Origin of the sequence: Pseudonocardia kunmingensis, assembly GCF_006716445.1 — a bacterium.
Lineage (GTDB): Bacteria > Actinomycetota > Actinomycetes > Mycobacteriales > Pseudonocardiaceae > Pseudonocardia > Pseudonocardia kunmingensis.
The window spans coordinates 993,369-1,014,510 of the sequence record NZ_VFPA01000001.1; the positions used below are offsets into that span (position 1 = coordinate 993,369).

21 protein-coding genes and 1 pseudogene are annotated in these 21,142 nt (G+C 74.5%); 11 read left to right on the forward strand and 11 right to left on the reverse strand.

What is annotated here, in order from left to right:
• Window positions 1–127: 127 nt before the first annotated feature.
• Window positions 128–691, forward strand: coding sequence for a YceI family protein (locus FB558_RS04710; RefSeq protein ID WP_142048450.1), 564 nt, complete (start codon window positions 128–130; stop codon window positions 689–691).
• Window positions 688–1,128 (forward strand): ester cyclase, encoded by a 441-nt coding sequence (locus tag FB558_RS04715; RefSeq protein WP_142048452.1) that lies wholly within the window; start codon window positions 688–690, stop codon window positions 1,126–1,128. The genes FB558_RS04710 and FB558_RS04715 overlap by 4 nt, the downstream gene beginning before the upstream one ends.
• A gap of 100 nt (window positions 1,129–1,228) precedes the next feature.
• Here the strand turns inward: FB558_RS04715 and FB558_RS04720 are convergent, their stop codons facing one another.
• The 4 genes from FB558_RS04720 to FB558_RS04735 are packed head-to-tail and all read right to left on the reverse strand — an operon-like array spanning window position 1,229 to window position 6,397.
• A complete protein-coding gene (locus FB558_RS04720; RefSeq protein WP_142048454.1) occupies window positions 1,229–2,197 on the reverse strand; it encodes an aldo/keto reductase in 969 nt (322 codons plus the stop codon).
• 32 nt (window positions 2,198–2,229) lie between these two features.
• Complete coding sequence (cobO, locus tag FB558_RS04725) at window positions 2,230–2,844, reverse strand: cob(I)yrinic acid a,c-diamide adenosyltransferase (RefSeq protein WP_142048456.1); 615 nt, start codon at window positions 2,842–2,844, stop codon at window positions 2,230–2,232.
• An 11-nt stretch (window positions 2,845–2,855) separates the two neighbouring features.
• On the reverse strand, window positions 2,856–4,883 hold the full coding sequence (locus FB558_RS04730) for a putative cobaltochelatase (protein WP_142048458.1): 2,028 nt from the start codon (window positions 4,881–4,883) through the stop codon (window positions 2,856–2,858).
• Window positions 4,880–6,397, reverse strand: a complete 1,518-nt coding sequence (locus FB558_RS04735; protein ID WP_142048460.1) for a cobyric acid synthase — start codon at window positions 6,395–6,397, stop codon at window positions 4,880–4,882. The genes FB558_RS04730 and FB558_RS04735 overlap by 4 nt, the downstream gene beginning before the upstream one ends.
• A gap of 20 nt (window positions 6,398–6,417) precedes the next feature.
• On the opposite strand from FB558_RS04735, the gene FB558_RS04740 reads away from it, so the two are divergent.
• On the forward strand, window positions 6,418–7,242 hold the full coding sequence (locus FB558_RS04740; RefSeq protein ID WP_142048462.1) for an SURF1 family cytochrome oxidase biogenesis protein: 825 nt from the start codon (window positions 6,418–6,420) through the stop codon (window positions 7,240–7,242).
• A 455-nt stretch (window positions 7,243–7,697) separates the two neighbouring features.
• Here the strand turns inward: FB558_RS04740 and FB558_RS04745 are convergent, their stop codons facing one another.
• Window positions 7,698–8,681, reverse strand: coding sequence for a cobalamin biosynthesis protein (locus FB558_RS04745; RefSeq protein WP_246106252.1), 984 nt, complete (start codon window positions 8,679–8,681; stop codon window positions 7,698–7,700).
• A 179-nt stretch (window positions 8,682–8,860) separates the two neighbouring features.
• Between FB558_RS04745 and FB558_RS04750 the strand changes: the two genes are divergently transcribed.
• Together FB558_RS04750 and FB558_RS04755 are read left to right on the forward strand one after the other, a co-directional pair.
• The gene (locus FB558_RS04750) at window positions 8,861–9,529 is read left to right on the forward strand and encodes a flavin reductase family protein (RefSeq protein WP_142048464.1); all 669 of its coding nucleotides are present in this window, start codon (window positions 8,861–8,863) and stop codon (window positions 9,527–9,529) included.
• A gap of 251 nt (window positions 9,530–9,780) precedes the next feature.
• A complete protein-coding gene (locus FB558_RS04755; protein ID WP_142048466.1) occupies window positions 9,781–10,686 on the forward strand; it encodes an IS5 family transposase in 906 nt (301 codons plus the stop codon).
• Here FB558_RS04755 and FB558_RS04760 read toward each other — a convergent pair.
• Window positions 10,683–10,910 (reverse strand): hypothetical protein, encoded by a 228-nt coding sequence (locus FB558_RS04760; protein ID WP_142048468.1) that lies wholly within the window; start codon window positions 10,908–10,910, stop codon window positions 10,683–10,685. The two genes, FB558_RS04755 and FB558_RS04760, sit on opposite strands and share 4 nt — an antisense overlap.
• Window positions 10,911–11,238: 328 nt before the next feature.
• Window positions 11,239–12,936, reverse strand: coding sequence for an AMP-binding protein (locus FB558_RS04765; RefSeq protein ID WP_142048470.1), 1,698 nt, complete (start codon window positions 12,934–12,936; stop codon window positions 11,239–11,241).
• A gap of 141 nt (window positions 12,937–13,077) precedes the next feature.
• On the opposite strand from FB558_RS04765, the gene FB558_RS04770 reads away from it, so the two are divergent.
• Together FB558_RS04770 and FB558_RS04775 are read left to right on the forward strand one after the other, a co-directional pair.
• Entirely contained in the window at window positions 13,078–13,563 is a 486-nt protein-coding gene (locus tag FB558_RS04770; RefSeq protein WP_142048472.1) for an acyl transferase, read from the forward strand.
• Between the two features lie 216 nt (window positions 13,564–13,779).
• Window positions 13,780–14,193, forward strand: coding sequence for an SsgA family sporulation/cell division regulator (locus tag FB558_RS04775; RefSeq protein WP_142048474.1), 414 nt, complete (start codon window positions 13,780–13,782; stop codon window positions 14,191–14,193).
• A 6-nt stretch (window positions 14,194–14,199) separates the two neighbouring features.
• Here FB558_RS04775 and FB558_RS43800 read toward each other — a convergent pair whose 3' ends face one another.
• A complete protein-coding gene (locus FB558_RS43800; protein ID WP_211366088.1) occupies window positions 14,200–14,985 on the reverse strand; it encodes a DUF5709 domain-containing protein in 786 nt (261 codons plus the stop codon).
• A 173-nt stretch (window positions 14,986–15,158) separates the two neighbouring features.
• Here FB558_RS43800 and FB558_RS04785 point away from each other — a divergent pair, with 173 nt between their 5' ends.
• Entirely contained in the window at window positions 15,159–15,758 is a 600-nt protein-coding gene (locus FB558_RS04785; RefSeq protein WP_142048476.1) for a TetR/AcrR family transcriptional regulator, read from the forward strand.
• A 123-nt stretch (window positions 15,759–15,881) separates the two neighbouring features.
• Here the strand turns inward: FB558_RS04785 and FB558_RS04790 are convergent, their stop codons facing one another.
• On the reverse strand, window positions 15,882–16,601 hold the full coding sequence (locus FB558_RS04790) for a DUF1990 family protein (protein WP_246106253.1): 720 nt from the start codon (window positions 16,599–16,601) through the stop codon (window positions 15,882–15,884).
• A gap of 23 nt (window positions 16,602–16,624) precedes the next feature.
• Here FB558_RS04790 and FB558_RS04795 point away from each other — a divergent pair.
• Window positions 16,625–16,819, forward strand: a pseudogene (locus FB558_RS04795) (hypothetical protein); the annotation flags it as partial.
• Between the two features lie 58 nt (window positions 16,820–16,877).
• Here FB558_RS04795 and FB558_RS04800 read toward each other — a convergent pair.
• Window positions 16,878–17,498, reverse strand: coding sequence for a flavodoxin family protein (locus tag FB558_RS04800; RefSeq protein WP_142048479.1), 621 nt, complete (start codon window positions 17,496–17,498; stop codon window positions 16,878–16,880).
• Between the two features lie 54 nt (window positions 17,499–17,552).
• On the opposite strand from FB558_RS04800, the gene FB558_RS04805 reads away from it, so the two are divergent.
• A complete protein-coding gene (locus tag FB558_RS04805) occupies window positions 17,553–18,431 on the forward strand; it encodes a Rieske (2Fe-2S) protein (protein ID WP_142048481.1) in 879 nt (292 codons plus the stop codon).
• 120 nt (window positions 18,432–18,551) lie between these two features.
• Here the strand turns inward: FB558_RS04805 and FB558_RS04810 are convergent, their stop codons facing one another.
• Complete coding sequence (locus FB558_RS04810) at window positions 18,552–20,141, reverse strand: SagB/ThcOx family dehydrogenase (protein ID WP_142048483.1); 1,590 nt, start codon at window positions 20,139–20,141, stop codon at window positions 18,552–18,554.
• A 53-nt stretch (window positions 20,142–20,194) separates the two neighbouring features.
• Here FB558_RS04810 and FB558_RS04815 point away from each other — a divergent pair, with 53 nt between their 5' ends.
• Entirely contained in the window at window positions 20,195–21,142 is a 948-nt protein-coding gene (locus FB558_RS04815; RefSeq protein WP_142048485.1) for an RNA polymerase sigma-70 factor, read from the forward strand.

Sequence of the window (21,142 nt, forward strand, 5' to 3'; positions counted from 1 at the left end):
GCCGCTCCCCTCCTCGCCCTGTCCTCCCCCTTCCGACGGGACAGCACAGCGGAACGTGAGGCCTCACATTCCCCCGCGCCCTGCCGTCGTACCCGGCGACGACGTACCCGCATCCGAGGAGGGAATCATGACCACCGCTCCCACGACCGCCGCGATCCCGGGATACCTGGCGGGCACCTGGACGGCCGACCCGGCGCACTCCGACATCGCCTTCACCGCCCGGCACCTCGTGATCGGCCGGACCCGTGGCCGGTTCACGGGCTACGACGTCAGGATCGTCACGGGCGAGGACCTGCTCTCGTCGTCGGTCGTCGCGACGATCGACCTCGCGTCCGTCGACACCGGCAACGAGACCCGGGACGCCCACCTCCGCTCCGCCGACCACCTGGCGGTCGAGACCCACCCGACGATGACCTACCGCTCCACCGGGATCCGGCCCGCCGGCGACGGCTGGGTGGTCGAGGGCGAGCTGACGCTGCACGGCGTCACCCGGCAGGTGCCGCTCGCCGTCGCGGTGAACGGGTTCCGCCCCGACCCGTGGGGCGGGCAGCGGGCGGGCTTCTCCGCGACGGCCCGGATCGACCGGCGCGACTTCGGCATCGGCCCGACGGTACCGGTGGAAGCAGTGGGCGCCACCGTGTCGATCAGTCTCGAGATCGAGGCCGTCCTGACCGCGCAGGACGAGCGATGACCGCCCCGGCGAGCGACCCGGCGACCAACAAGGCGGTCTACCGCCGGTTCCACGACGCGCTGAACACCCGCGATCTCGACCTCATCGCGCAGGCCATCGACGAGGTCGTCGATCCGGACGTGCTCTTCCACGCCCCGGTGCCGATGGGCGCGACGGGGCGGCAGGCGATCACTCAGGTGTGGGCCGTGCTCCTGCAGGCGTTCCCCGACATCCGCGTCACGGTCGAGGACATGATCGCCGAGGGCGACGAGGTCGTCTTCCGGAACACGGTCACCGGGACCCACCTCGGCGAGTACCGGGGCCTCCCGCCGACCGGCAGGTCGGTCACGTACAACGAGATCTTCGTCGTCCGCTTCGCGAACGGCCGGGTGGTGGAGGTCTGGGGGGTCGTCGACGTCCTCTCGCAGCTGCGCCAGCTCGGCATGATCCAGCTCTGAGCGTTCGCCGCCGAGATCCGAAGTATCGGTTGCTCGTCGTCGTGACAGCAGCGATGGACAACCGATACTGCGGATCTTGCGGACGTCGTCGGCGCAGCGCCTAGTGACCGAGCACCGGGTGCGGCACGTACGCCGCCTCGAGCGCGCCGATCTCGTCGTCGGACAGCTCGACGTCCACCGCGGCCACGGCGTCCTCCACGTGCCCCGGCTTCGTGGCCCCGACGATCGGCGCGCTGACCGCCTCCTTGTGCAGCATCCAGGCCAGTGCGACCTGCGCGAGCGGCAGGCCGCGGGCCTTGGCGACGTCGGCGACCGCGCGCACCACCGCGTCGTCGGACTCGGTGTACATGCGGTCCGCGATCGGGTCGCTGGAGGAGCGGGTGGTGGTGCGCTCCTCCGGCAGCCGCGCGAGCCGGCCGCGTGCGAGCGGGCTCCACGGGATCACCCCGATGCCCTGGTCGAGGCACAGCGGGTGCATCTCCCGCTCCTCCTCGCGGTAGATCAGGTTGTAGTGGTCCTGCATCGCGACGAAGCGCGTCCAGCCGCCGAGGTCGGCCGTGTGCTGCGCCTTCGCGAACTGCCACGCGTACATGCTCGACGCGCCGATGTAGCGGGCCTTGCCGGCGCGCACCACGTCGTGCAGCGCCTCCATGGTCTCCTCGATCGGCGTGTGCGGGTCGTAGCGGTGGATCTGGTACAGGTCCACGTGGTCGGTGCCGAGGCGCTGCAACGACTTGTCGATGCTCGCCATGACGTGCTTGCGGGACAGGCCGCGGTCGTTCGGCCCGTCGCCCATCGGGTTGAAGACCTTCGTGGCGAGCACGTAGTCGTCGCGGTCGGCGAAGCACTCGCGCAGGAGGGTGCCGGTGACCTCCTCGCTCGCGCCGAGCGAGTACATGTCCGCGGTGTCGAAGAAGATGATCCCGGCGTCGACGGCGCTGCGCACCAGCGGCCGGGACGCGTCGAGGTCGAGCACCCACTCGCGCCAGCTCGGCGAGCCGAAGCTCATCATCCCCAGGCAGATGCGGGAGACCTGCAGTCCGGTGGAACCCAGTCGCGTGTACTCCATGGCGTCTGTCTACTCCCCCGGCCGGGGCGCGGTCACCACTCGATCCCGCGCTGCCCCTTCTGCCCCGCGTCCATCGGGTGCTTGACCTTCGTCGTCTCCATCACGAGGTCGGCCGCCGCGATCAGCTCCGGCGCGGCGTCGCGGCCGGTGATGATCACGTGCTGGCGGCCCGGGCGCGCCGCGAGCGCCGCCACGACCTCGTGCACGTCCACCCAGCCCCACTTGATCGGGTAGGTGAACTCGTCGAGCACGTAGACGTCGTGCGCCTGCGCCTCGAAGCGGCGGCGGATCTCCGCCCAGCCCTCGGCGGCCGCCGCGGCGTGGTCTTCCTCGGTGCCGTGCTTGCGCGTCCAGGACCAGCCCTCGCCCATCTTGTGCCACTCGACGGGCCCGCCCTCGCCGGTCTGGGAGTGCACCCGGCCGAGGGCGCGGAACGCGGCCTCCTCGCCGACCTTCCACTTCGCCGACTTCACGAACTGGAACACCCCGATCGACCAGCCCTGGTTCCAGCCGCGCAACGCGAGCCCGAAGGCCGCGGTCGACTTCCCCTTCATCTCGCCGGTGTGCACGACGACCAGCGGCCGGTTGCGGCGCTGGCGGGTGGTGAGCCCGTCGTCGGGCACGGTGGTGACCTGACCCTGCGGCATGTTCGTCCCTCCTACGCGGCGCGCACGGCGCGCACGACGCCCGCGACCTGGTCGGCCGACAGCTCGGCGAGCCCCAGCACCGGGCCGCCCGCCGCGGCCGCGACCCGGCCGGCGAGGCCGAGCCGCACCGGCCCGCTCTCGCAGTCGACCACGATCGTCGCCACCCCGTCACCGGCGAGCAGTGCGGCGGCCCGGCACGCGTCGTGCACCGCGTCGCCACCCGGGCGGGCCGCGACCGTGGCGCGCCCGTCGGTGAGCAGCACCAGCAGCGAACGCCGTCGCGGGTCGCGCAGCCGCTCGACGCGCAGGACCGAGCGCGCCCGCAGCAACCCGTCGGCCAGCGGGGTGCGCCCGCCCGTGCGCAGCTGGGCGAGCCGCGCCTGCGCCGCGGGCACGCTCGACGTCGGCGGCAGCACCAGCTCCGCGCCCCCGGCGCGGAAGGAGACGAGGCCGACCTTGTCGCGGCGCTGGTAGGCGTCGCGCAGCAGCGACAGCACCGCCCCGCTCACCGCGGCCATCCGCTGCCGGGCGGCCATCGAGCCGGAGGCGTCCACGGCGAACAGGACGAGGTTGGCCTCGCGGCCCTCGCGCTCGGCGCTGCGCAGGTCGTCCGGGTGCAGCCGCAGCCCGGCGCCGGTTCGCCCGCGGGCGCGCTGGTGCGGTGCCGCGGCGGCGACCGTCGCCGCCAGGTGCAGGTCGGCGGCCCGGCGCGGGGTGCGCCCGGACGCGCGAACGACCCGCCCGGTGCCGGTGCGCGCCCGCGACCGCCGGCCCGGCGCGCCCTCCCCGACCCCGGGAACCTCGAGCAGCCGCGCCCGGAACGGTGCCGACGCCGGCGGCGAGGCCTGGGTGCGCCCGTCGCCTCCAGGACGGGCAGTGGGCTCTCCGCCGGTCGCGGGGTCCGGCGCGCCGCTGTCGGCCCCGTTGTCCGGACCGCCCCCGTCCGGACCGTCATCGGGTCCGCCGCCGCCGTCGGGGCCGCCGCCGGGGCCGTCGTCGTCCGGCCCCTCCGGGGGCTCCTGCTCCCCCGCCTCGCGCAGGGCGTCGTCGAGCGCCTGGTCGTCCATACCGGGCTCGTCGAAGGGGTCGCGGCGGCGGCGGTGCGGCAGCGCGAGCCGGGCCGCCACCCGCACGTCCTCCTCGCCGACGGCCGGGGCCCCGCGCCACGCCGCGTGCGCGACGGCGGCGCGGGCGATCACGAGGTCGGCGCGCATCCCGTCGACGTCGAACGCGGCGCACACGGCGGCGATCCGGCGCAGCTCGGTGTCCGGGAGCGTGACCGCGGCCAGGCGGGCCCGGGCCGCGGCGATCCGCTCCGCCGTGTCGGCCTCGGCGTCGCGCCACCGGTCGACGAACCCGTCCGGATCGGCCTCGAACGCCAGCCGGCGCCGCACGACCTCCACGCGCGTCTCGACCTCGCGCGCCGCCCGCACCTCGACGGCGAGCCCGAAGCGGTCGAGCAGCTGCGGGCGCAGCTCGCCCTCCTCCGGGTTCATCGTCCCGACCAGCAGGAACCGCGCCGCGTGCGACACCGAGACGCCGTCGCGCTCCACGTGCGCGCGGCCCATCGCGGCCGCGTCGAGCAGCAGGTCGACGAGGTGGTCGTGCAGGAGGTTGACCTCGTCGACGTAGAGCACGCCGCGGTGCGCGTCCGCGAGCAGGCCCGGCTGGTAGGCCCGCACGCCCTCGAACAGCGCCCGCTCCAGGTCCAGCGAGCCGACGAGCCGGTCCTCGGTGGCCCCGACCGGCAGCTCGACCAGGCGCGCCGGGCGGGTCTCGCCCGCCCCGCCGGCGGCGTGCGGGCCGTCGGGGCAGGCGGGATCGGGAGCGCCCGGCGCGCAGCCGAAGCGGCAGCCGGGCACCACGTCGAGGGCCGGGAGCAGCGCGGCGAGCGCGCGCACGGCCGTCGACTTCGCGGTGCCCTTCTCCCCGCGCACCAGCACGCCGCCCACGCCCGGGTGCACGGCGTTGAGCAGCAGCGCCAGGCGCAGGTCGTCGTGGCCGACGAGCGCGGAGAAGGGATAAGGCGATGCGGTCACCGGGGGGAGCCTGCCAGAGAGGAGGTCACCGTCGGGAGGTCCGGGGGCGAACCGTGATTGATGACATGTTCAAGTGAGCCTATGTCGACGTGCCGCTCGACGAGGTCGCCGAGCACGTCGAGCTGGGCGGTGCGCTCGGCCGCGAAGCACGTGTCGGGGGCCGCGACGAAGCCCGTGCGGCCGGCCTGCGCGGCGATGCGACGCAGCAGGGCGCGCCGGAACCCGTCGTTCTCCAGCAGGCCGTGCCAGTGCGTGCCGAGCACGGCGCCGCCGTCCGAACCCTCCCCGTCGAGCAGGTGCGGATCGCCGCTGTGCACCACGCGCCCGTGGTGGATCTCGTAGCCGCGCACCGCCTCGCCCCATGCGGTGCCGGTGGGGTTGCCGAGGTGCTTCTCGGCGTCGAACGCGACCTCCAGGTCGAGCAGGCCGAGGCCCTCGGCATCGGCGCCCTCCACGCGGAGCGGGTCGAGGATCCGCCTGCCCAGCATCTGGTAGCCCCCGCAGATCCCCAGGACCGGGCGTCCGGCGCGGGCGTGCTGCCGCACGGCGTCCGCCAGACCCGTGCGGCGCAACCAGGCGAGGTCGCTGACGGTGGACTTGGAGCCGGGCAGCACCACGAGGTCGGCGTCGGCCAGCCGGGACGGCTCGGTCACGTACCGGACGGCCACGCCCGGCTCGACCGCGAGCGCCTCGGCGTCGGTGGCGTTGGAGATCCGCGGCAGCCGCACGACGGCCACCCGCAGCCACTGCGCGCCGTGCGGTGGCGCCGGGCGACCGAGCACCCCGTCGGCGACGGCCGAGAGCGAGTCCTCCGCGTCCAGCCACAGCCGCTCCTCCCACGGCAGCACGCCCAGGGTCGGGCGGCCGGTGAGCGCGGCGAGCTGGTCGAGGCCAGGAGCGAGCAGTGCGGGGTCGCCGCGGAACTTGTTGACGACGAACCCCGCGATCCGCGCCTGGTCGGCGGCGTCCAGCACGGCGAGGGTGCCGAAGAGGTGGGCGAGCACACCGCCGCGGTCGATGTCGCCGACCACCAGGACCGGCAGGTCGGCGGCCTGCGCCAGGCCCATGTTGGCGATGTCCGAGGCCCGCAGGTTGATCTCCGCGGGCGAGCCGGCGCCCTCGCAGACCACCACGTCGTAACGGGCGCGCAGGTCGGCGAGGCTGCCGGTGACGACGTCCAGCAGCGCGGCCTTGCGCTCCTGGTAGGACCGGGCGCTCACGGTGCCGTCCACCCGGCCCCGCACGACGACCTGGGAGCTGCGGTCGCTGCCCGGCTTGAGCAGCACCGGGTTGAACGCGACGCTCGGTTGCAGCCCGCACGCCAGCGCCTGCACCGCCTGGGCGCGACCGATCTCGCCGCCGTCCGTCGTGACCACCGAGTTGTTCGACATGTTCTGCGCCTTGAACGGCGCCACCGCGACACCCCGGCGCGCGAGCAGCCGGCAGATCCCGGTGACGACGGCGCTCTTGCCGGCGTCCGACGTCGTACCCGCCACCAGCACCGCACCCCGCACGCCGCCAGTATCGTCGAACCGTGCGGTTCCTCCTGCGTCCCGGCTGGCTCGCCCTCATCGCGGTGATCGTCGGGTTCGCGGTCGCCGCGTTCACGCTGCTCGCCCCGTGGCAGTTCGGCCGCGAGGCCGAGCGCGAGGCCCAGCAGCGCGCCATCGACACAGCGAGCGCCACCGCCCCCGTCCCGCTCGACACCCTGGTGCCCCCCGGCGACGCGGTGTCCCCCGCCGACGAGTGGCGCCAGGTGCTCGTCACCGGCAGCTACCTGCCCGACGGCGAGGCGCTCGTGCGGCTGCGCGTGGTGGACGGGCGGCCCGCCGTCGAGGTGCTCACCCCGTTCCGGACCGACGACGGGCGGCTGTTCGTGGTGAACCGGGGCTCGGTCACCGCCGAGAGCGGCAGCGTCGTGCCCGGCTACCCGCCACCCCCCGCAGGCACGGTCACGCTCACGGCCCGGCTCCGCCTCGACGAGACCGACCCCCAGGGCCGCGACCCGATCGAGACCGACGGGCACCGCCAGGTCTACGCCGCCGACTCCCGCGCCCTCGCCGCCGCCACCGGGCTCGACCCCGAGCCCGGCTTCCTGCAGCTCGCCCCCGAGCAGCCCGGCGTGCTCGACCCGCTCGACGTGGCCCCCACCACCGGCGGTGGCGCCCCGTTCACGAACCTCTCCTACGCGCTGCAGTGGCTGACGTTCGGCCTCATCGCCCTGTTCGCGCTGGCCTACTTCGTGCGGCTGGAGCTGCTGCAGCGCGGCGGCGGCGGCAACCGGAAGTCCGAGCGCGCCGCCCTGCGCCGCGCCCTGGCCGGCGAGGACGAGCCTGCGGAGCCCCCGGCGGACCGCTGACCCGGCGCGCCGCGATCCCCCGCTCCGGGCCCGCGCCCACGTAGGCGGCGTCCCGCCGACCACGGCCCTTGATCCGTCCGAACCGCACCACAGCGCGTGGGCGACCGCACTGGCGTTCGCCTCACATCGATCACCAGCTTGATCGTTCCGAACCGCACCACAGCGCCTCTGCGACCGCACTCCCGTACGCCCCGGACCGATCACCAACCCCTGATCCAACCGAGCCGCACACCAGCACCCCCACAACCGCACCCCCGTACGACTCACACCGATCGCCGGTCCGATCGGCCCGAGCCGCCTCGATCGCGGCCCCGCACGCCTGAGATCGATCACCAGCCCTGATCGGTCTCAGACGTACGACAGCGTTGTTCACGGGTCGCTCGCGCGCTTCTCGGACCGATCAACCTGCCTCCAGTCGACCCGGAGGCGACGGGGCACCCCGCCTCGCGCCGCCGTCAGGTGCGGTTCGGAACGATCTCGTCCCGCCCGCGGCGCCACCGGCCCACGCCGGTGGCCAGCCCGGCCGCCAGGACGGCCGCCGCGGCGCCGACCAGGCGGGACAGCCGGGCGGCCCGTGCGAGGTCGGCCGGGGTGGGAGGGGCGCCGGAGCCGAGCGCCGGTCGGTCCTCGACGCCGTGCGGGTAGACGGTCCGCCCCCCGAGCCGGACGCCCAGCGCTCCCGCCGCGGCAGCCTCCACCGGCCCCGCGTTGGGGCTGGGGTGGGCGCCGGCGTCGCGCTGCCACGCCGCCAGCGCCGCCCGGGGCGACCCGCCGACGGCCGGGGCCAGGCAGGCGAACAGCAGCGCCGACACGCGCGCGGGCACGAGGTTCGCCGCGTCGTCGAGCCGGGCCGCGGCCCAGCCGAACCGCCGGTGCCGCGCCGACCGGTAGCCCACCATCGCGTCGAGGGTGTTCAGCGCCCGGTAGCCGAGCAACCCCGGCAGCCCCGCGACCGCCCCCCACAGCAGCGGCGCCACCACGGCGTCGGACGTGTTCTCGGCCATGGACTCGGTGCCCGCGCGCGCCATTCCGGCGGCGTCCAGCGCGGCCGGGTCGCGCCCGCACAGCGACGGCATCCGGGCACGGGCGCGGGTGAGGTCCGCGGTCCCGAGCTCGCGGGCGAGGTCGGCGCCGTGCGCGGCGAGCGAGGATCCGCCCAGCACGGTCCAGGTCGCCACCCCGGTGAGCAGCAGCCCGGCGACCGGGCGACGCGCGGCGAGCCGCTCCCCCAGCGCTCCCAGCCCGGCCGCCCCGCCGACGAGCACCGCCGCGTACGCCAGCCCGGCCGCACGCTCGTCGGCGTACCAGCGGTGTTCGAGCGCGGCGGCGAGCCGGCCGAAGCCGGCCACGGGGTGCCCGCGGCGCGGATCGCCGAGCAGGGCGTCGGCCGCAGCACCCACGATCAACCCCGCCGGCCGCACCCACACCCGCCTCCGCACGCCCGGACCGTACGCGCTCCGCCGACGGCTCCCGGAGGTCACACACCGATTCTGGAGCTGGCACACCGACTGCAGTCGGTGTGCCAGGGCAGAAGTCGGTGTGCGAGTCGCGTACGCCGCGAACTCGGGACCACGACTCGCGGGAGCGCGCCCGACGCGGGCGGGTCATCATCGCGGGCATGCGCACCGACCTGGATCCCACCGAGCTGGGCCCGCGGCCGTTCTACAAGCTGCTCACCGCGGTCGTCGTCCCGCGCCCGATCGCGTGGGTGTCCACCCGCTCCGCCGAGGGCGTCGACAACCTGGCGCCGCACTCGTTCTTCACGGTGGCGTGCGTGGACCCGCCGATGGTGCAGTTCACCAGCGTCGGCAGGAAGGACTCGCTGCGCAACGTCCTCGAGACCGGCGAGTTCGTCGTCTGCCTCGCGACGGAACCGCTGTTCGAGCACGTCAACGCGACGGGCACGAACTTCCCGGCCGGGGTGAGCGAGTTCGGCGAGGTCGGCCTGACCCCGGAGCGGAGCACGCGCGTGGCACCGCCCCGGGTCGCGGAGTCGCCGGTGGCCCTCGAGTGCCGGCTGCACCAGTCGCTCGAGCTCGGCGACTCGACGGTGGTCATCGGCCGGGTCCTGCACGCCGCGGTCGCCCCGGACGTGTTCGACGCCGACCCGCACGAGGGTGGGCTGCCCGCCATCGGCAGGCTCCGCCCGCTGGCCCGCCTCGGGCGTGACGAGTGGTCCACGATCGGCGAGGTCCTCGACATCACCCGGATCCCCCACCGGGAGTGGCCCGGCCACTTCGCGGCCCGCCGCCCCACCGACGGCAGGGACGCCCAGGACAGGCCCTAGCGGCCCCGCCGGATCCGCCGAACGATTCGGCGGCCCAGCTCCACGCTGCGCGCACCGGTCGACGACCCGAGTGCACCCGACCGGCACAGCAGCGAGAACCCGGATGCACCCACTCACCCAGCGGGCTTGCGGCGGGGGGACCTAGAGACTGTTTGGAAAGTCGATCTTCGCCTGCGTGTCGGTGAGCGGAGACAAGTGAGGTCTCCGGTAGATGGATCAACGACCAAGCCGACCATCACACCGGAGACCTCGTGGGGAACCTACCCGCGGGCGGACGCAAGGACCTCACCGACGCGCAGTGGCAGCTGCTGGAGCCACTCCTGCCAGCGACAAGCGTGCTCGGCCGGCCCCCGATCTGGACCCGACGCCAACTGATCAACGGGATCCGCTGGCGGATCCGCACCGGCGCCCCGTGGCGCGACGTGCCCGAACGCTACGGCTCCTGGCAGTCCATCTATGGGCTGTTTCGGCGCTGGCAGCGCGACGGCACCTGGGCCCGGGTCTGGTCCAGGCTGCAGGAGCTCGGCGACGCGGCCGGATTGATCACCTGGGATGTGTCGGTCGACTCCACCGTGGTGCGCGCCCACCAGCACGCCGCCGGTGCCCGCCATGAGCCGGACCGGCAATGCGAACCGCCCGGTCCGGAGCCGGCCGATCACGGGCTGGGGCGTTCCCGCGGCGGGCTGTCCACGAAGCTCCATCTTGCGTGCGAGCAGGGCCGCAAACCGCTGTCGGTGGTGCTGTCGGCCGGGCAAGCCGGGGACAGCCCGCAGTTCACCGCCGTGCTCGACGCCATCCGCGTCGCCCGCACCGGCCCCGGCAGGCCTCGCACCCGGCCAGATCGCGTCCTGGCCGACAAGGCTTACAGCTCCCGCGCCAACCGCGCTTACCTGCGACGACGTGGCATCGCCGCGACCATCCCGGAACCGTCAGACCAGATCCGCAACCGGCGCCGACGTGGCCGCGCCGGTGGCCGCCCACCGACGTTCTGTGCTGAGACCTACAAGCAGCGCCACGCCGTGGAGTGCGGCATCAACCAGTACAAACAGCACCGCGCTGTGGCCAGCCGCTACGACAAACTCGCCGTCCGCTACCAAGCCACCGTCCACGTCGCCACCATCGACACCTGGCTCCGCGACTTATCAAACAGGCTCTAGTCGCCCCCGACCGCCTGGCCCAGCCGCAGCCCGTGCAGGTGCTGGGCGTTGCTGGCGATGTGGTGCAGCGAGCAGGGCCAGCGTTCCCCGGAACCGCTGGAGTTCCGGCAGGCCGTACAGCGGCCGAGCCGGTCCGGCACGTGCGCGGCGAGCAGCCGACGCCAGACCTCGGGCATCCCGGCCATGACGTCGGCGAGCCCGCCCGGCGTCTCTGGAAGCATCACGCCCGTTCCAACCGCAACCGGTCAGAGGAGCTATTCCACCTGGAGGGGCTCGTCGGCGAGCGGCGCTCGGGGCGCGATCGACCGCTCGTGACGTGCGCCATAGCGTCGTGCACGACCGATCATCGGTTGGCGACCGCCGTTCGCCGCATGCGGTTGTGGAGGCCGGCCCGGACTCCCGGACGCGGAACTCGCCCCGTCCGAACGGGAGACTCGCCCGGTCCGGACGGGAGACTCGCCCGGTCCGGACGGGAGACTCGCCCGGTCCGAACGGGAGACTCGCCGGGTCCAGACGGGAGACTCGCCCGGTCCGAACCGGAGACTCGCCGGGTCAGAGGGTGAACTCGCCGGACGGGGTGGCCGTGGCGTCGGCGTGCAGCTCGGCCTCGCGGCCCCGCAGCTCGACGCGCCGGATCTTGCCCGAGATCGTCTTGGGCAGGGGCGCGAACTCGAGGCGCCGGATCCGCTTGTACGGCGCCAGGTTGTCGCGCGCGAACTCCAGGATCGCCCGCGCGGTCTCCTCCGTCGGCTCGTGGCCTGCGGCGAGCACCACGTAGGCCTTCGGGACGGCGAGGCGCACCGGGTCCGGCGACGGCACGACGGCGGCCTCGGCCACCGCGGGGTGCTCGATGAGGACGCTCTCCAACTCGAAGGGGCTGATGCGGTAGTCGGAGGCCTTGAACACGTCGTCGGAGCGGCCGACGTAGGTGATGTAGCCGTCCGCGTCGCGGGACCCGACGTCCCCGGTGTGGTAGTAGCCGCCGGCCATGGCCTCGGCGTTGCGTTCCGCGTCGCCGGAGTAGCCGACCATCAGCCCGAGCGGGCGCTGCGCGAGGTCGATGCAGATCTCGCCCTCGTCCGCGGGGGCGCCGGTGGCGGGGTCGACGAGGACGATCGGGTAGCCCGGGATCGGCCGGCCCATCGAGCCCGGCTTCACGGGCTGCCCGGGCGGGTTGCCGATCTGGACGGTGGTCTCGGTCTGCCCGAAGCCGTCCCGGATGCGGATCCCCCACGCCTTCTCGACCTGCTCGATGACCTCGGGGTTCAGCGGCTCCCCCGCCCCGACGACCTTGCTCGGCGGGTTCGCGAGGCTCGACAGGTCGGCCTGGATCAGCATGCGCCACACCGTCGGCGGGGCGCAGAAGCTCGTGACCCCGCAGCGGTCCAGCACCCCGAGGACGCTCTCGGCGTCGAACTTGGCGTAGTTCATGACCAGCACGCAGGACTCCGCGATCCACGGCGCGAAGACGTTGCTCCACGCGTGCTTCGCCCAGCCCGGCGAGGAGATGTTGAGGTGGACGTCGCCGGGCTGCAGCCCGATCCAGTAGACCGTCGAGAGGTGTCCGACCGGGTAGGACGCGTGGGTGTGCTCCACGAGCTTCGGCTTCGCCGTGGTGCCCGAGGTGAAGTACAGCAGCAGGGTGTCCGAGCCGCGGGTGACGCCGTCGGGCGTGAAGTCGGCGGACGCCGCGGCGGCGTCGGCGTAGTCGAGCCACCCCTCGGGCGCGCCGCGCACGGCGACGCGGGTGTAGTCGCCCTCGACGTCGTCGAACTTGCCGGCGTCGGCGCCGCCCACCACCACGTGCCGGGCCCCGCCGCGGTCGATCCGGTCCCGGAGGTCGGAGGCGGTCAACAGCGTGGTGGCGGGGATGACGACCGCACCGAGCTTCATCGCCGCGAGCAGGGTCTCCCACAGCTCGACCTGGTTGCCGAGCATGAGGATGATCCGGTCGCCGCGGCGCACGCCGTGGGAGCGCAGCCAGTTCGCCACGCGGTTCGAGCGGTCGGCGAGCTCGGCGAAGCTCCAGTGCGCCTCGGAGCCGTCCTGCTCGACGATCCACAGCGCCCGCGCGGCGCCGCGCTCGGGGTCGGCGGCGACGGCGTCGAAGTGGTCCAGCGCGAAGTTGAACTCGTCGATCTCGGGCCAGCGGAAGTCGCGGTAGGCGGTGTCGTAGTCCTCGCGGTGCGCCGCGAGGAACTCGCGGGCGGCGTAGAAGTTCGCCAGGGACGACGCTGCGGACTGGTTCATGACCTCACCTCGGGAGTTGCCACGCTGCCGATCCGCACCCTAGCGATCGGCCCCCGGTGCGGGGCACCTCCCGAGGGCATCCCCCGGACGCGCGACGCCGCGCGCCCCGGCCCGGGGTCCGCGCCGCACTACCGTGGCACGGTGACCACGCCCGCCCGGCACGCCGGCGCCGCCCCCCTGCTCGGCGGGCTCCTGCTCGGCGGGCTCCTGCTGGTGGGCTGCACGGCCGAGCCGCCGACGTCCGGCGTCCCGGCGGGCGCGGAGCTCGCGCCACGCGCCGCCGCGCCGGGTGCGACGCCGCCCGCACCGTCCCCGGGGCAGGAGGCCTCGGTCGAACCGGTCGAGCTCCCGTGGCCCGCCGCCGGCGCCGCCGAGGCGGCGGCGCTGCAGACCGAGGTGGACCGGGGGTCGCAGCCGTGGCTGCTCGACCCGTCGGAGGTCGCGATCGCCTACGCCGCGGCGGCGCACGGCTGGCCCGACGCCGAGGCCTACCCCGGCCCCGACGGCACCAGCGTGGACGTCCGCAACGCGGCGGGCGACCGGATCAGCCTCAGCCTCGCCCAGCCCGCACGCACCGGTGACGACGGCATCTGGGTCGTGACCGCCGAGCACCGGGGCGGGCGCTGAGGCGAGCACCGGCGCGGGCCGCGGATCGCCCGTTCGACCTGCGGGAACAGCCCCGTTCGGTCGGCGTAGCGGCTCGTCACGGTGCGTGCGAGCGCGTGTACCCGATCACTTGTTCGGGTGAAGAGCGCCGGGAAGTGCAGCGTTTCAGGTCGGGGCGGCGATGCACCCAGTGACGCCGCCCGCACGAGAGGGCGGCCCCGGCGCCCAGGGGGCGAGATGACCAGCGACACCGTTCAGCAAGACATGTTCACCGTGCTGCACGGCCAGCCGGCACCGGTCGTGACCCGGTGGGGCTACAGCGCGGCGGACCCGTTCGCCGTCTCGCTGTCGGTCCGCACCCGGCACGACCGGTGGGTGGAATGGCTCGTCGGCCGCGAGCTCGTCATCGACGGCCTGACCGGCCCCGCGGGCGAGGGCGATGTGCGGATGCGCCCGTGCTCGGTCCAGGGCTACGACATCGTCGAGATCGAGATCTGCTCGCACGACGGCCGCGCCGTGCTCGAGGTCGACCGCGACCTCCTGCGCCACTTCGTGGACGCCACGCTCGATGTCGTCGCGCTCGGTGACGAGTCCGGCCGGATCGACCTCGACGAGGAGATCGCCCGCATCACCAGCAGCTGCGCGGAGTAGAGGGCCCTACCCGCGCCAGGCCTCCGGCCCGGCGTCCTGGCGGCCCGAGGCTCCGGCGGCCGCACCGCCTGCGTCCGGCGACTCGTCGATCGACCCGGCGAGCTCGCGGCGCGCCGGATCCGCATCGAACGGATCACGCGGCCGGGAGGGGTCGGGACCGCGACCGGTGAGGTCCCCGCCCGCCGGGTCACCGCCCTCCGGTGCGGCCGGGCCGCGGACGTCCTCACCGCTCTCCGCCACCGGCGCCTCCGTGGAGCCGGGATCGAACACCTGCCCGTCGGCCCGGACGTCCCGCGCGGCCTCCGCCCGCGCCCGGTCCGCCTGCGGGTCGCCACCGGCGACCTCGTCCAGCTCCGGATCCTCCAGTGCGGGTGATCCCGCGACCGACGGCTCCGTCTCCACGGGCGCGCCCGGGTCGTCGACCACGTGCACGGCCGCTTCCTCGGCACCGGCGGCACCACCGTCGATCCCGACGTCGACACCGTCCATCGCGTCCGGCGTCTCCAGCGCGGCCCCTTCCCCCTCGAGGGCGATCCGGCCGGTCCGGTCCTCGTCCGGCGCCTCGTCCCCCCGCTCCCGGCGCAGCCGGTCGTCGAGCGAGTCGCCCTCCCGCATGCCGCGGGCGGTCACCCCGTCCTCCTCCGCCGCGTAGGGCCGGTCGGGTGGCGAGTACCCGGCGTCGAGGCCGTCGCGGTCCCCGGGTGGTGCCGCGAGGTGCTCGTCGCTCTCCAGCTGCACGGATGCCCCGAGGTCAGGGGCCTCGGGCTGCTCCTCGTAGTCGCGCTGCGCCATGCGGCGGTGCACCTCCTCGATAGCGATCGGGCACCGGTTACCCCGGTCCCCGTCGTGCCACACCCGGCCGCGACACGTCCGGGTGGTCGGTGTGTGCTGTGATCACCGTGCTGATCACAGGTGCTGATCGCCGTGCTGCGATCGCCGTCCGGCGAGCCGTGCAGGAGGGCCTCATGACCGAGCCGAAGCGGGCGACGCGTCCGCGCGACGCCGCGGCGACCCGCCGGGCGCTGCTCGACGCCGGCCGCGCGCTCTTCGCCACGGCCGGCTACGACGCCACGACGGTGCGCGGTATCGCGGAGCGCGCCGGCGTCAACCAGGCGCTGCTCTTCCGCTACTTCGGCAGCAAGGAGGGGCTCTTCGGCGAGGCGGTGCTCGGTGACGCGGTCCAGCTGCTCGCCGAGGGGTCGCGCGAGGACCTGCTGACGCGCACCCTGTCCGCGATCCTCGCCGAGGACGACCGCGGCGGTGAGGTCCTGATGGCGGTCCTGCGGGCCACCGGCAGCGCCCAGGTCGGCGCGGGCGTGCGGGAGCGCCTCGGCGCCGCCTACGTCGACGCGTTCGCCACCCAGGCCGGCACCGACGACCCGGCCGACGCGACGGTGCGCGCCGAGCTGCTGGTGGCCTGGCTGCTCGGCATCGCCCTGCTGTACCGGGGGTTGCACGCCCGCCCGGCACCGGACGCCGCCGTCGTCACCGCCCACGTGCGGCGGGCCGCGGAGACGCTGCTCGGCCCGACGCCCGGTACGGCACGGGAGCAGCCTCCGGCGTGAGCCCCTGCCTCTCCCGCCGGGTCCCGCGCACCCGACGGCGTCTGAGGCACGCCCCTGCCCGAACGCGGGACTCGCCCGGTCGGAACGGGAGACTCGCCCGGTCAGAACGGGAGACTCGCGGGGTCAGGTGGGGAGGGGGATGCGGAGGGTGTCCACGTGGACGCCGCCGCGCGGGCGGCCGCCTGCGTCGCGCGTCAGGCGCAGGCACGTCTCCACCCACAGGTTCAGCTGGATCTCCTTCGCCAGCCGCAGCCTGGTGTAGAGCAGGTCCGAGAGCCGGTCGCCGGAGCGCGCCCACGACTCGATCTCGAACAGCAGCGCGCCGTCGTCGGCCCGGCAGCGGAACTCGATCTGCCCGGCCTCCAGGTGCCCGCGCAGCGTCGCGAGCCGGAACGACGCCGGTCCCGTGCCGATCACGCGCACCGGCCCGTCCCACGGCCCCGGCATCCGGATCAGGAACTCGTCGCCGACGTGCAGCCTGCCGTCCTGCCCGCGCACCTTCTCGAAGACCGCGACCTCCGACGGCGCGCCGCAGTTCGGGTCGCCGGAGAACCGGCCGATGACCTGGTCGGGCGGCAGCGGCGAACCCTCGATGCGCACGGAGTAGCGGCGCTTCAGCAGCGGGCCCACGCCGTCCTCGACGCGTTGGACGTCGTCGTCGAGGACGTCCGGCGGGACGGGATCGGGCGCGTCGGCGGGCCCGCCGTCGGCCTCGCTCCGGTGCACGGCGGTGACGCGCCACATGTAGCGCCAGCTCACCCGGGCCAGGCCCAACGGCCAGCGCAGGGCGATCCCGAGCCGGTGCACGGGGCCGCCCGGACGGCGGCGACGGCGTATCAGCACGAGAGCCGGGGTACCCGCTCGGCATGATCTCCAACGGAGCGCTGCTCCGGCGCGCCGCGCTCACCTCCCGCGCAGCCTCGCTCGCCTCGATCGGCCTCTGCATCGGGCTGTGGGTGCGCGCCAAGACCGTCGACCAGACCGAGCGGGGCAACGCGGAGCGGCGCGCCCTGTTCGTGGGCCTGTGGCCGCCGATGCTGTGGTTGATGGGCGACACCGTCGACCGCACCGCGGACCGCTACGACGGGCGGGGGCACCGCACCCGGCCGGGCGGGTGGTTCAGGCGGGGGGCGGGAAGCCCTGCTGCTTGAGCAGGGTGGCGAGGTGGGCGGCGTTGGTCGCGAGCTTCTGCAGCGTCGACGCGACGGCGGCCGGCGTCTCGTCGAGGTCCTTGTAGTCGGTGGTGGTCATCGCCTCGCCGTTCCAGTACACGCCGCCGTTGGCCGGGATCGTGAAGCCGACGTCGTTGAGGCCCTGGAACAGGGACGCGGTGATCGCGTGGCCGCCGTCCTCGTTGCCGACGACGGCCGTGACGGCGACCTTGCCGTAGGTCTCCATCCGGCCCTCGTCGTCGGTCTCGGACAGCTCAGCGTCGAGGCGCTCCAGCACGCGCTGGGCGATGCTGCTCATGTTGCCCATCCAGGTCGGGGTGGCGAACACGAGGATGTCGGCCGCGAGCACCTGCTCCCGGATGCCCGGCCACGCGTCGCCCGCACCCATGTCCTTCTGCACGCCCGGCTTCACGTCCAGGTCGACGACCCGGACGCTCTGGCCGGTCACGCCGTGCTTGCCCAGTGCCTCGAGGACCTGGTCGGCCATGATCTCGGTGCTCGACTCGTCGGGCGACGGGGTCAGCGTGCAGTTGAGGGCGAGCGCGGACAGCGGTGCGGGGTTGCTCATGGTCGTCCGGGTACCCGGGCGTTTGCCCCGTACGCCCCCGGCAACTCTGCGCCCATGTGGCCCTTCGACGAGATCGACCGGCTGGAGCGGCGCGCGGAGCTCGACCGGCCTGCGGCGCCGGCGCGCGCCGCCGTGCACCGCCTCCTGGACGACCGGAAGCCGCTCAAGGACGCCCTGCACGGCGTCTGGCTCGGGCACCCGCTGCACCCCGTGCTGGTGCAGGTGACGCTGGGGTCGCTGCTGTCGGCGTCGCTGGTCGACCTGGTGGGGGGCCGGCGCAGCGTGTCGAGCGGGCTGATCGCCACCGGGTTGCTGCTCACGCCGCCGACCGTCGCCGCGGGCGCCGCCGACTGGTCGGACTCCAACCCCGACCAGCAGCGCGTCGGCGTCGTGCACGCCGCCGCGAACGGCCTGGCCGTCACCTGCTACGCCGCCGCGCTGGTGCAGCGGGCCCGCGGGCGCAGCGGACGGGTGCTGTCGCTGCTCGGCGCCGCCATCAGCACGGTGGGCGCCACCCTGGGCGGGCACCTGGCCTACCACCAGTCCCTCGGCCCGAACCACACCGACCGCGTCCGCGACCACGCACCCCAGGAGTGGCGCCCGCTGGGCAGGCTCGCCGACCTGCCCGACGGCGCGCCCGTGCGCCGCGACGCGGGCGAGGTGCCGGTGTTCGTCCTGCGCCGCGGCACCGAGGTCACCGTGCTCGCGAACAGCTGCCCGCACCTGTCCGCGCCGCTCTCGGACGGCGAGGTGACCGGCTCCGACGGGGACGCGCGGATCGTCTGCCCGTGGCACGGCAGCGAGTTCTCGCTCACCGACGGCTGCGTCGTGCACGGTCCGGCCACGGCCGCCGTCCCTGTCTTCGCCGCACGGGTCGTCGATGGCGGCGTGCAGGCCCGGATCGTGGAGAGCGCGGGGGCGCCGACGCTCTGAGGCCGGCGGTCCCGGACGTCCACCGGCTCGCGCAGGGCCTGGGGACTCGGGGGGCGTGAGCACGCGGCCCGCTCTCCCGAGGCCGTCGTCCCCGGCTCGAGACCACCGCACGGTGCACGGTCACGACGCCCGGCGGCGCTTGCCGAACACGGTGACGAACATGTAGTCCTTGCCCGCGGCGTGCGGGGAGAAGAACTCGACCACCTCGTCGTCGAACGACGTCGAGCCCACCGCCCCCAGGCCCAGCGCGTGCGTGCCGAGATGCAGTTTGCCGGCGTGCAAGGCGCCTTCGAGCTGCGCGAGGCGGTAGCCGCGGTCGCCGTACCGTTCCAGGATCGACGGCAGGTGTGCGAGGTAGTAGAGGTTCACGTGCGCATCGCCCGCGTACTGCTGGTTCGCCGCGATGCGGGTGGCCTCGTTGCGGAAGGTGCCCGCGCGGAGGAGCTCGACCGCACTCCGATCCGGGTGGTGCAGGTACACGCCCGGCGTCAGTCCCTCGACGCCGTTCACGATCAGGTAGAGGTCGGTGAGCGGTGCACCCGGCGTGAGCACGTCGGACGCCACGCCACGCGTCGAACGCTCCAGCAGCGTGGAGAACGCGTCGAACGGGATCGTCACGTCGGTGTCGTAGTTCCGGGTCGAGCGGCGGCGGAGGATGATCTGCTCTACGGGGCGGGGATCGAGCTGGTCGGCGGGCACCGGGCGCAGCTCGGTCAGCTCGCCGGTCGGAGGCTGTGCCGGCCGGCGCCACCGGCGCGACCGCCACTGCGCGGCCTCCGCGCCGCTGCCGAGGGACGACGCGAGGTGCAGGTCGGTGATCGCGTGGAACGTCACCTCCGCAGGCGACAGCCTCCTCGTGGGAAGGCCGAGCGGGTGCAGCGCCGGCGCGGTCGCCGGTGCGGCGTCGGCGTGGCCGAGCGCGACGAGCGCCACCGCGGACTCGCGCACCCCGTCGATACCGAGCAGCGCGTTGACCAGCGGGTCGGCGTAGGAGAACACGAGCTCGGTCGCGACGCGCGCGGACGCGGCGACCGCGAGGATGTGGGAGAGCGACGTGCCTGCGTCCCAGTACGTGTGCCGGTAGGCGCGCTCCCGGTAGCGCCACGCGTTGCGCCAGAACGTGCTCGTCACGGCCAGTACCACCGGTGCGGCGGCGATCGCCGGCTCGTCGCCGGTCGCTTCCACGAGCGCGGCACGGAAGTCGCCCGCGCGCAGCAGGCGCAGGCTGTGGTCGATCGCGGAGTAGTGGTAGACGCCGGCGTCGAGGTCGGCGAGATCGGTACAGGCGACGTACAGCTCGAGGTGGTACTGCGCGCCGGTGCCGCCTGCCGTGCGGTAGTGATGACGGCGGCCGTCGGGCGTGGTCCAGGTGCGCTCGAGCGAGCCGTTCGTCAGCAGGCCGAGCCGGCCGAGCAGCGCCCGGTCGGGGACGCCCGGCGACGCCGGCACGTCCGCTCCGGTCGCCGCGATGGCCTCGAGCGCCGGCGGGCCCGTGTCGGGCAGGTCGCGCGTCAGCGCGATCGGCGGCACCGTGTCGTAGACCTTGTACAGGAAGGGCTTGATGTCCCAGTCCCGCTGCCAGATCGCCTCGGTCCGGGTGGCCGGGTCGCCGATGCCGATGCGCTCGTCGCCCGGCTCGGTGTCGCTGAGCGAGTAGTACTTGGTCGCGTGATGAAACGTCCCGGCCTGCCGGGTGTCGTCGCCTCGCATCCCGCCGAGTCTGCCGTGGGATCCGGGTCGGCACGATCCGGAAGGCTGGGGGCATGGCGACCGCGGATCCGGTGACGGTGTTCGAGAACCAGCGGCGGCGGTTGTTCGGCATCGCCTACCGGCTGCTCGGGTCCGCCACCGAGGCCGAGGACGTCGTGCAGGAGGCCTACCTGCGCTGGCACGGCGTCGATCCGGCGGCGGTTGCGGCACCGCCCGCGTGGCTGGCGAAGGTCGTCACCAACCTGTGCCTCAACCGGCTCACGTCCGCCCGCGCGCAGCGCGAGATCTACACCGGCCCGTGGCTGCCCGAGCCCGTCCTGACCGGCGGAGACGACGCGCTCGGCCCGCTGGAGGCCGTCGAGCAACGCGACTCGGTGTCGTTCGCGCTGCTCACCTCGATGGAGCGGCTCACCCCGGCCGAGCGCGCGGTCTTCGTGCTCCGGGAGGCGTTCGCCTACAGCTTCCGCGAGATCGCCGACGTGATCGGCCACACCGAGTCCGGCTGTCGCCAGCTCCACCGCCGGGCGAAGCAGCACCTCTCGACGGCGCGACCGCGTCACGAGGTGTCGCGCGAGCACGGCCGGCAGGTGGTCGCGCGGTTCCTCGCCGCCGCCCGGGGCGGCGAGCTCGAACGCCTGGAGGACCTCCTCGCCGCCGACGTCATCTCCTGGTCCGACGGCGGGGGCAGGGTCTCCGCCGGGCGGCGCCCGGTCGTCGGCGCCGAGCGCGTCGCCCGGTTCGCGTGGGCGCCGTTCCAGCGCAGGACCGTGGACAACCTCGTGGTGGAGCGGTTCGGGGGCGAGCCGACCCTGCGGGTCGTCGAGGTCAACGGCGAGCCCGCACTCGTCGCCCGGGCGGGCGAGCGGCTCATCGCCGTGGCGGTGTTCGAGCTCGCTCCGGAGGGCATCGCCGGCCTGCGGGTCGTGATGAACCCGGACAAGCTCGTGTTCATCGGCCGGCAGCTGTCACGAATCGAGGCGGTCACCGGTTCCTCCCCCTGA

Bases quoted from the DNA above. Each gene is read 5' to 3' on its own strand.
- FB558_RS04710 (WP_142048450.1), top strand. From the start codon at position 128: ATGACCACCGCTCCCACGACCGCCGCGATCCCGGGATACCTGGCGGGC.
- FB558_RS04715 (WP_142048452.1), top strand. From the start codon at position 688: ATGACCGCCCCGGCGAGCGACCCGGCGACCAACAAGGCGGTCTACCGC.
- FB558_RS04720 (WP_142048454.1), bottom strand. From the start codon at position 2,197: ATGGAGTACACGCGACTGGGTTCCACCGGACTGCAGGTCTCCCGCATC.
- cobO (WP_142048456.1), bottom strand. From the start codon at position 2,844: ATGCCGCAGGGTCAGGTCACCACCGTGCCCGACGACGGGCTCACCACC.
- FB558_RS04750 (WP_142048464.1), top strand. From the start codon at position 8,861: ATGCGCACCGACCTGGATCCCACCGAGCTGGGCCCGCGGCCGTTCTAC.
- FB558_RS04765 (WP_142048470.1), bottom strand. From the start codon at position 12,936: ATGAACCAGTCCGCAGCGTCGTCCCTGGCGAACTTCTACGCCGCCCGC.
- FB558_RS04775 (WP_142048474.1), top strand. From the start codon at position 13,780: ATGACCAGCGACACCGTTCAGCAAGACATGTTCACCGTGCTGCACGGC.
- FB558_RS43800 (WP_211366088.1), bottom strand. From the start codon at position 14,985: ATGGCGCAGCGCGACTACGAGGAGCAGCCCGAGGCCCCTGACCTCGGG.
- FB558_RS04785 (WP_142048476.1), top strand. From the start codon at position 15,159: ATGACCGAGCCGAAGCGGGCGACGCGTCCGCGCGACGCCGCGGCGACC.
- FB558_RS04800 (WP_142048479.1), bottom strand. From the start codon at position 17,498: ATGAGCAACCCCGCACCGCTGTCCGCGCTCGCCCTCAACTGCACGCTG.
- FB558_RS04805 (WP_142048481.1), top strand. From the start codon at position 17,553: ATGTGGCCCTTCGACGAGATCGACCGGCTGGAGCGGCGCGCGGAGCTC.
- FB558_RS04810 (WP_142048483.1), bottom strand. From the start codon at position 20,141: ATGCGAGGCGACGACACCCGGCAGGCCGGGACGTTTCATCACGCGACC.
- FB558_RS04815 (WP_142048485.1), top strand. From the start codon at position 20,195: ATGGCGACCGCGGATCCGGTGACGGTGTTCGAGAACCAGCGGCGGCGG.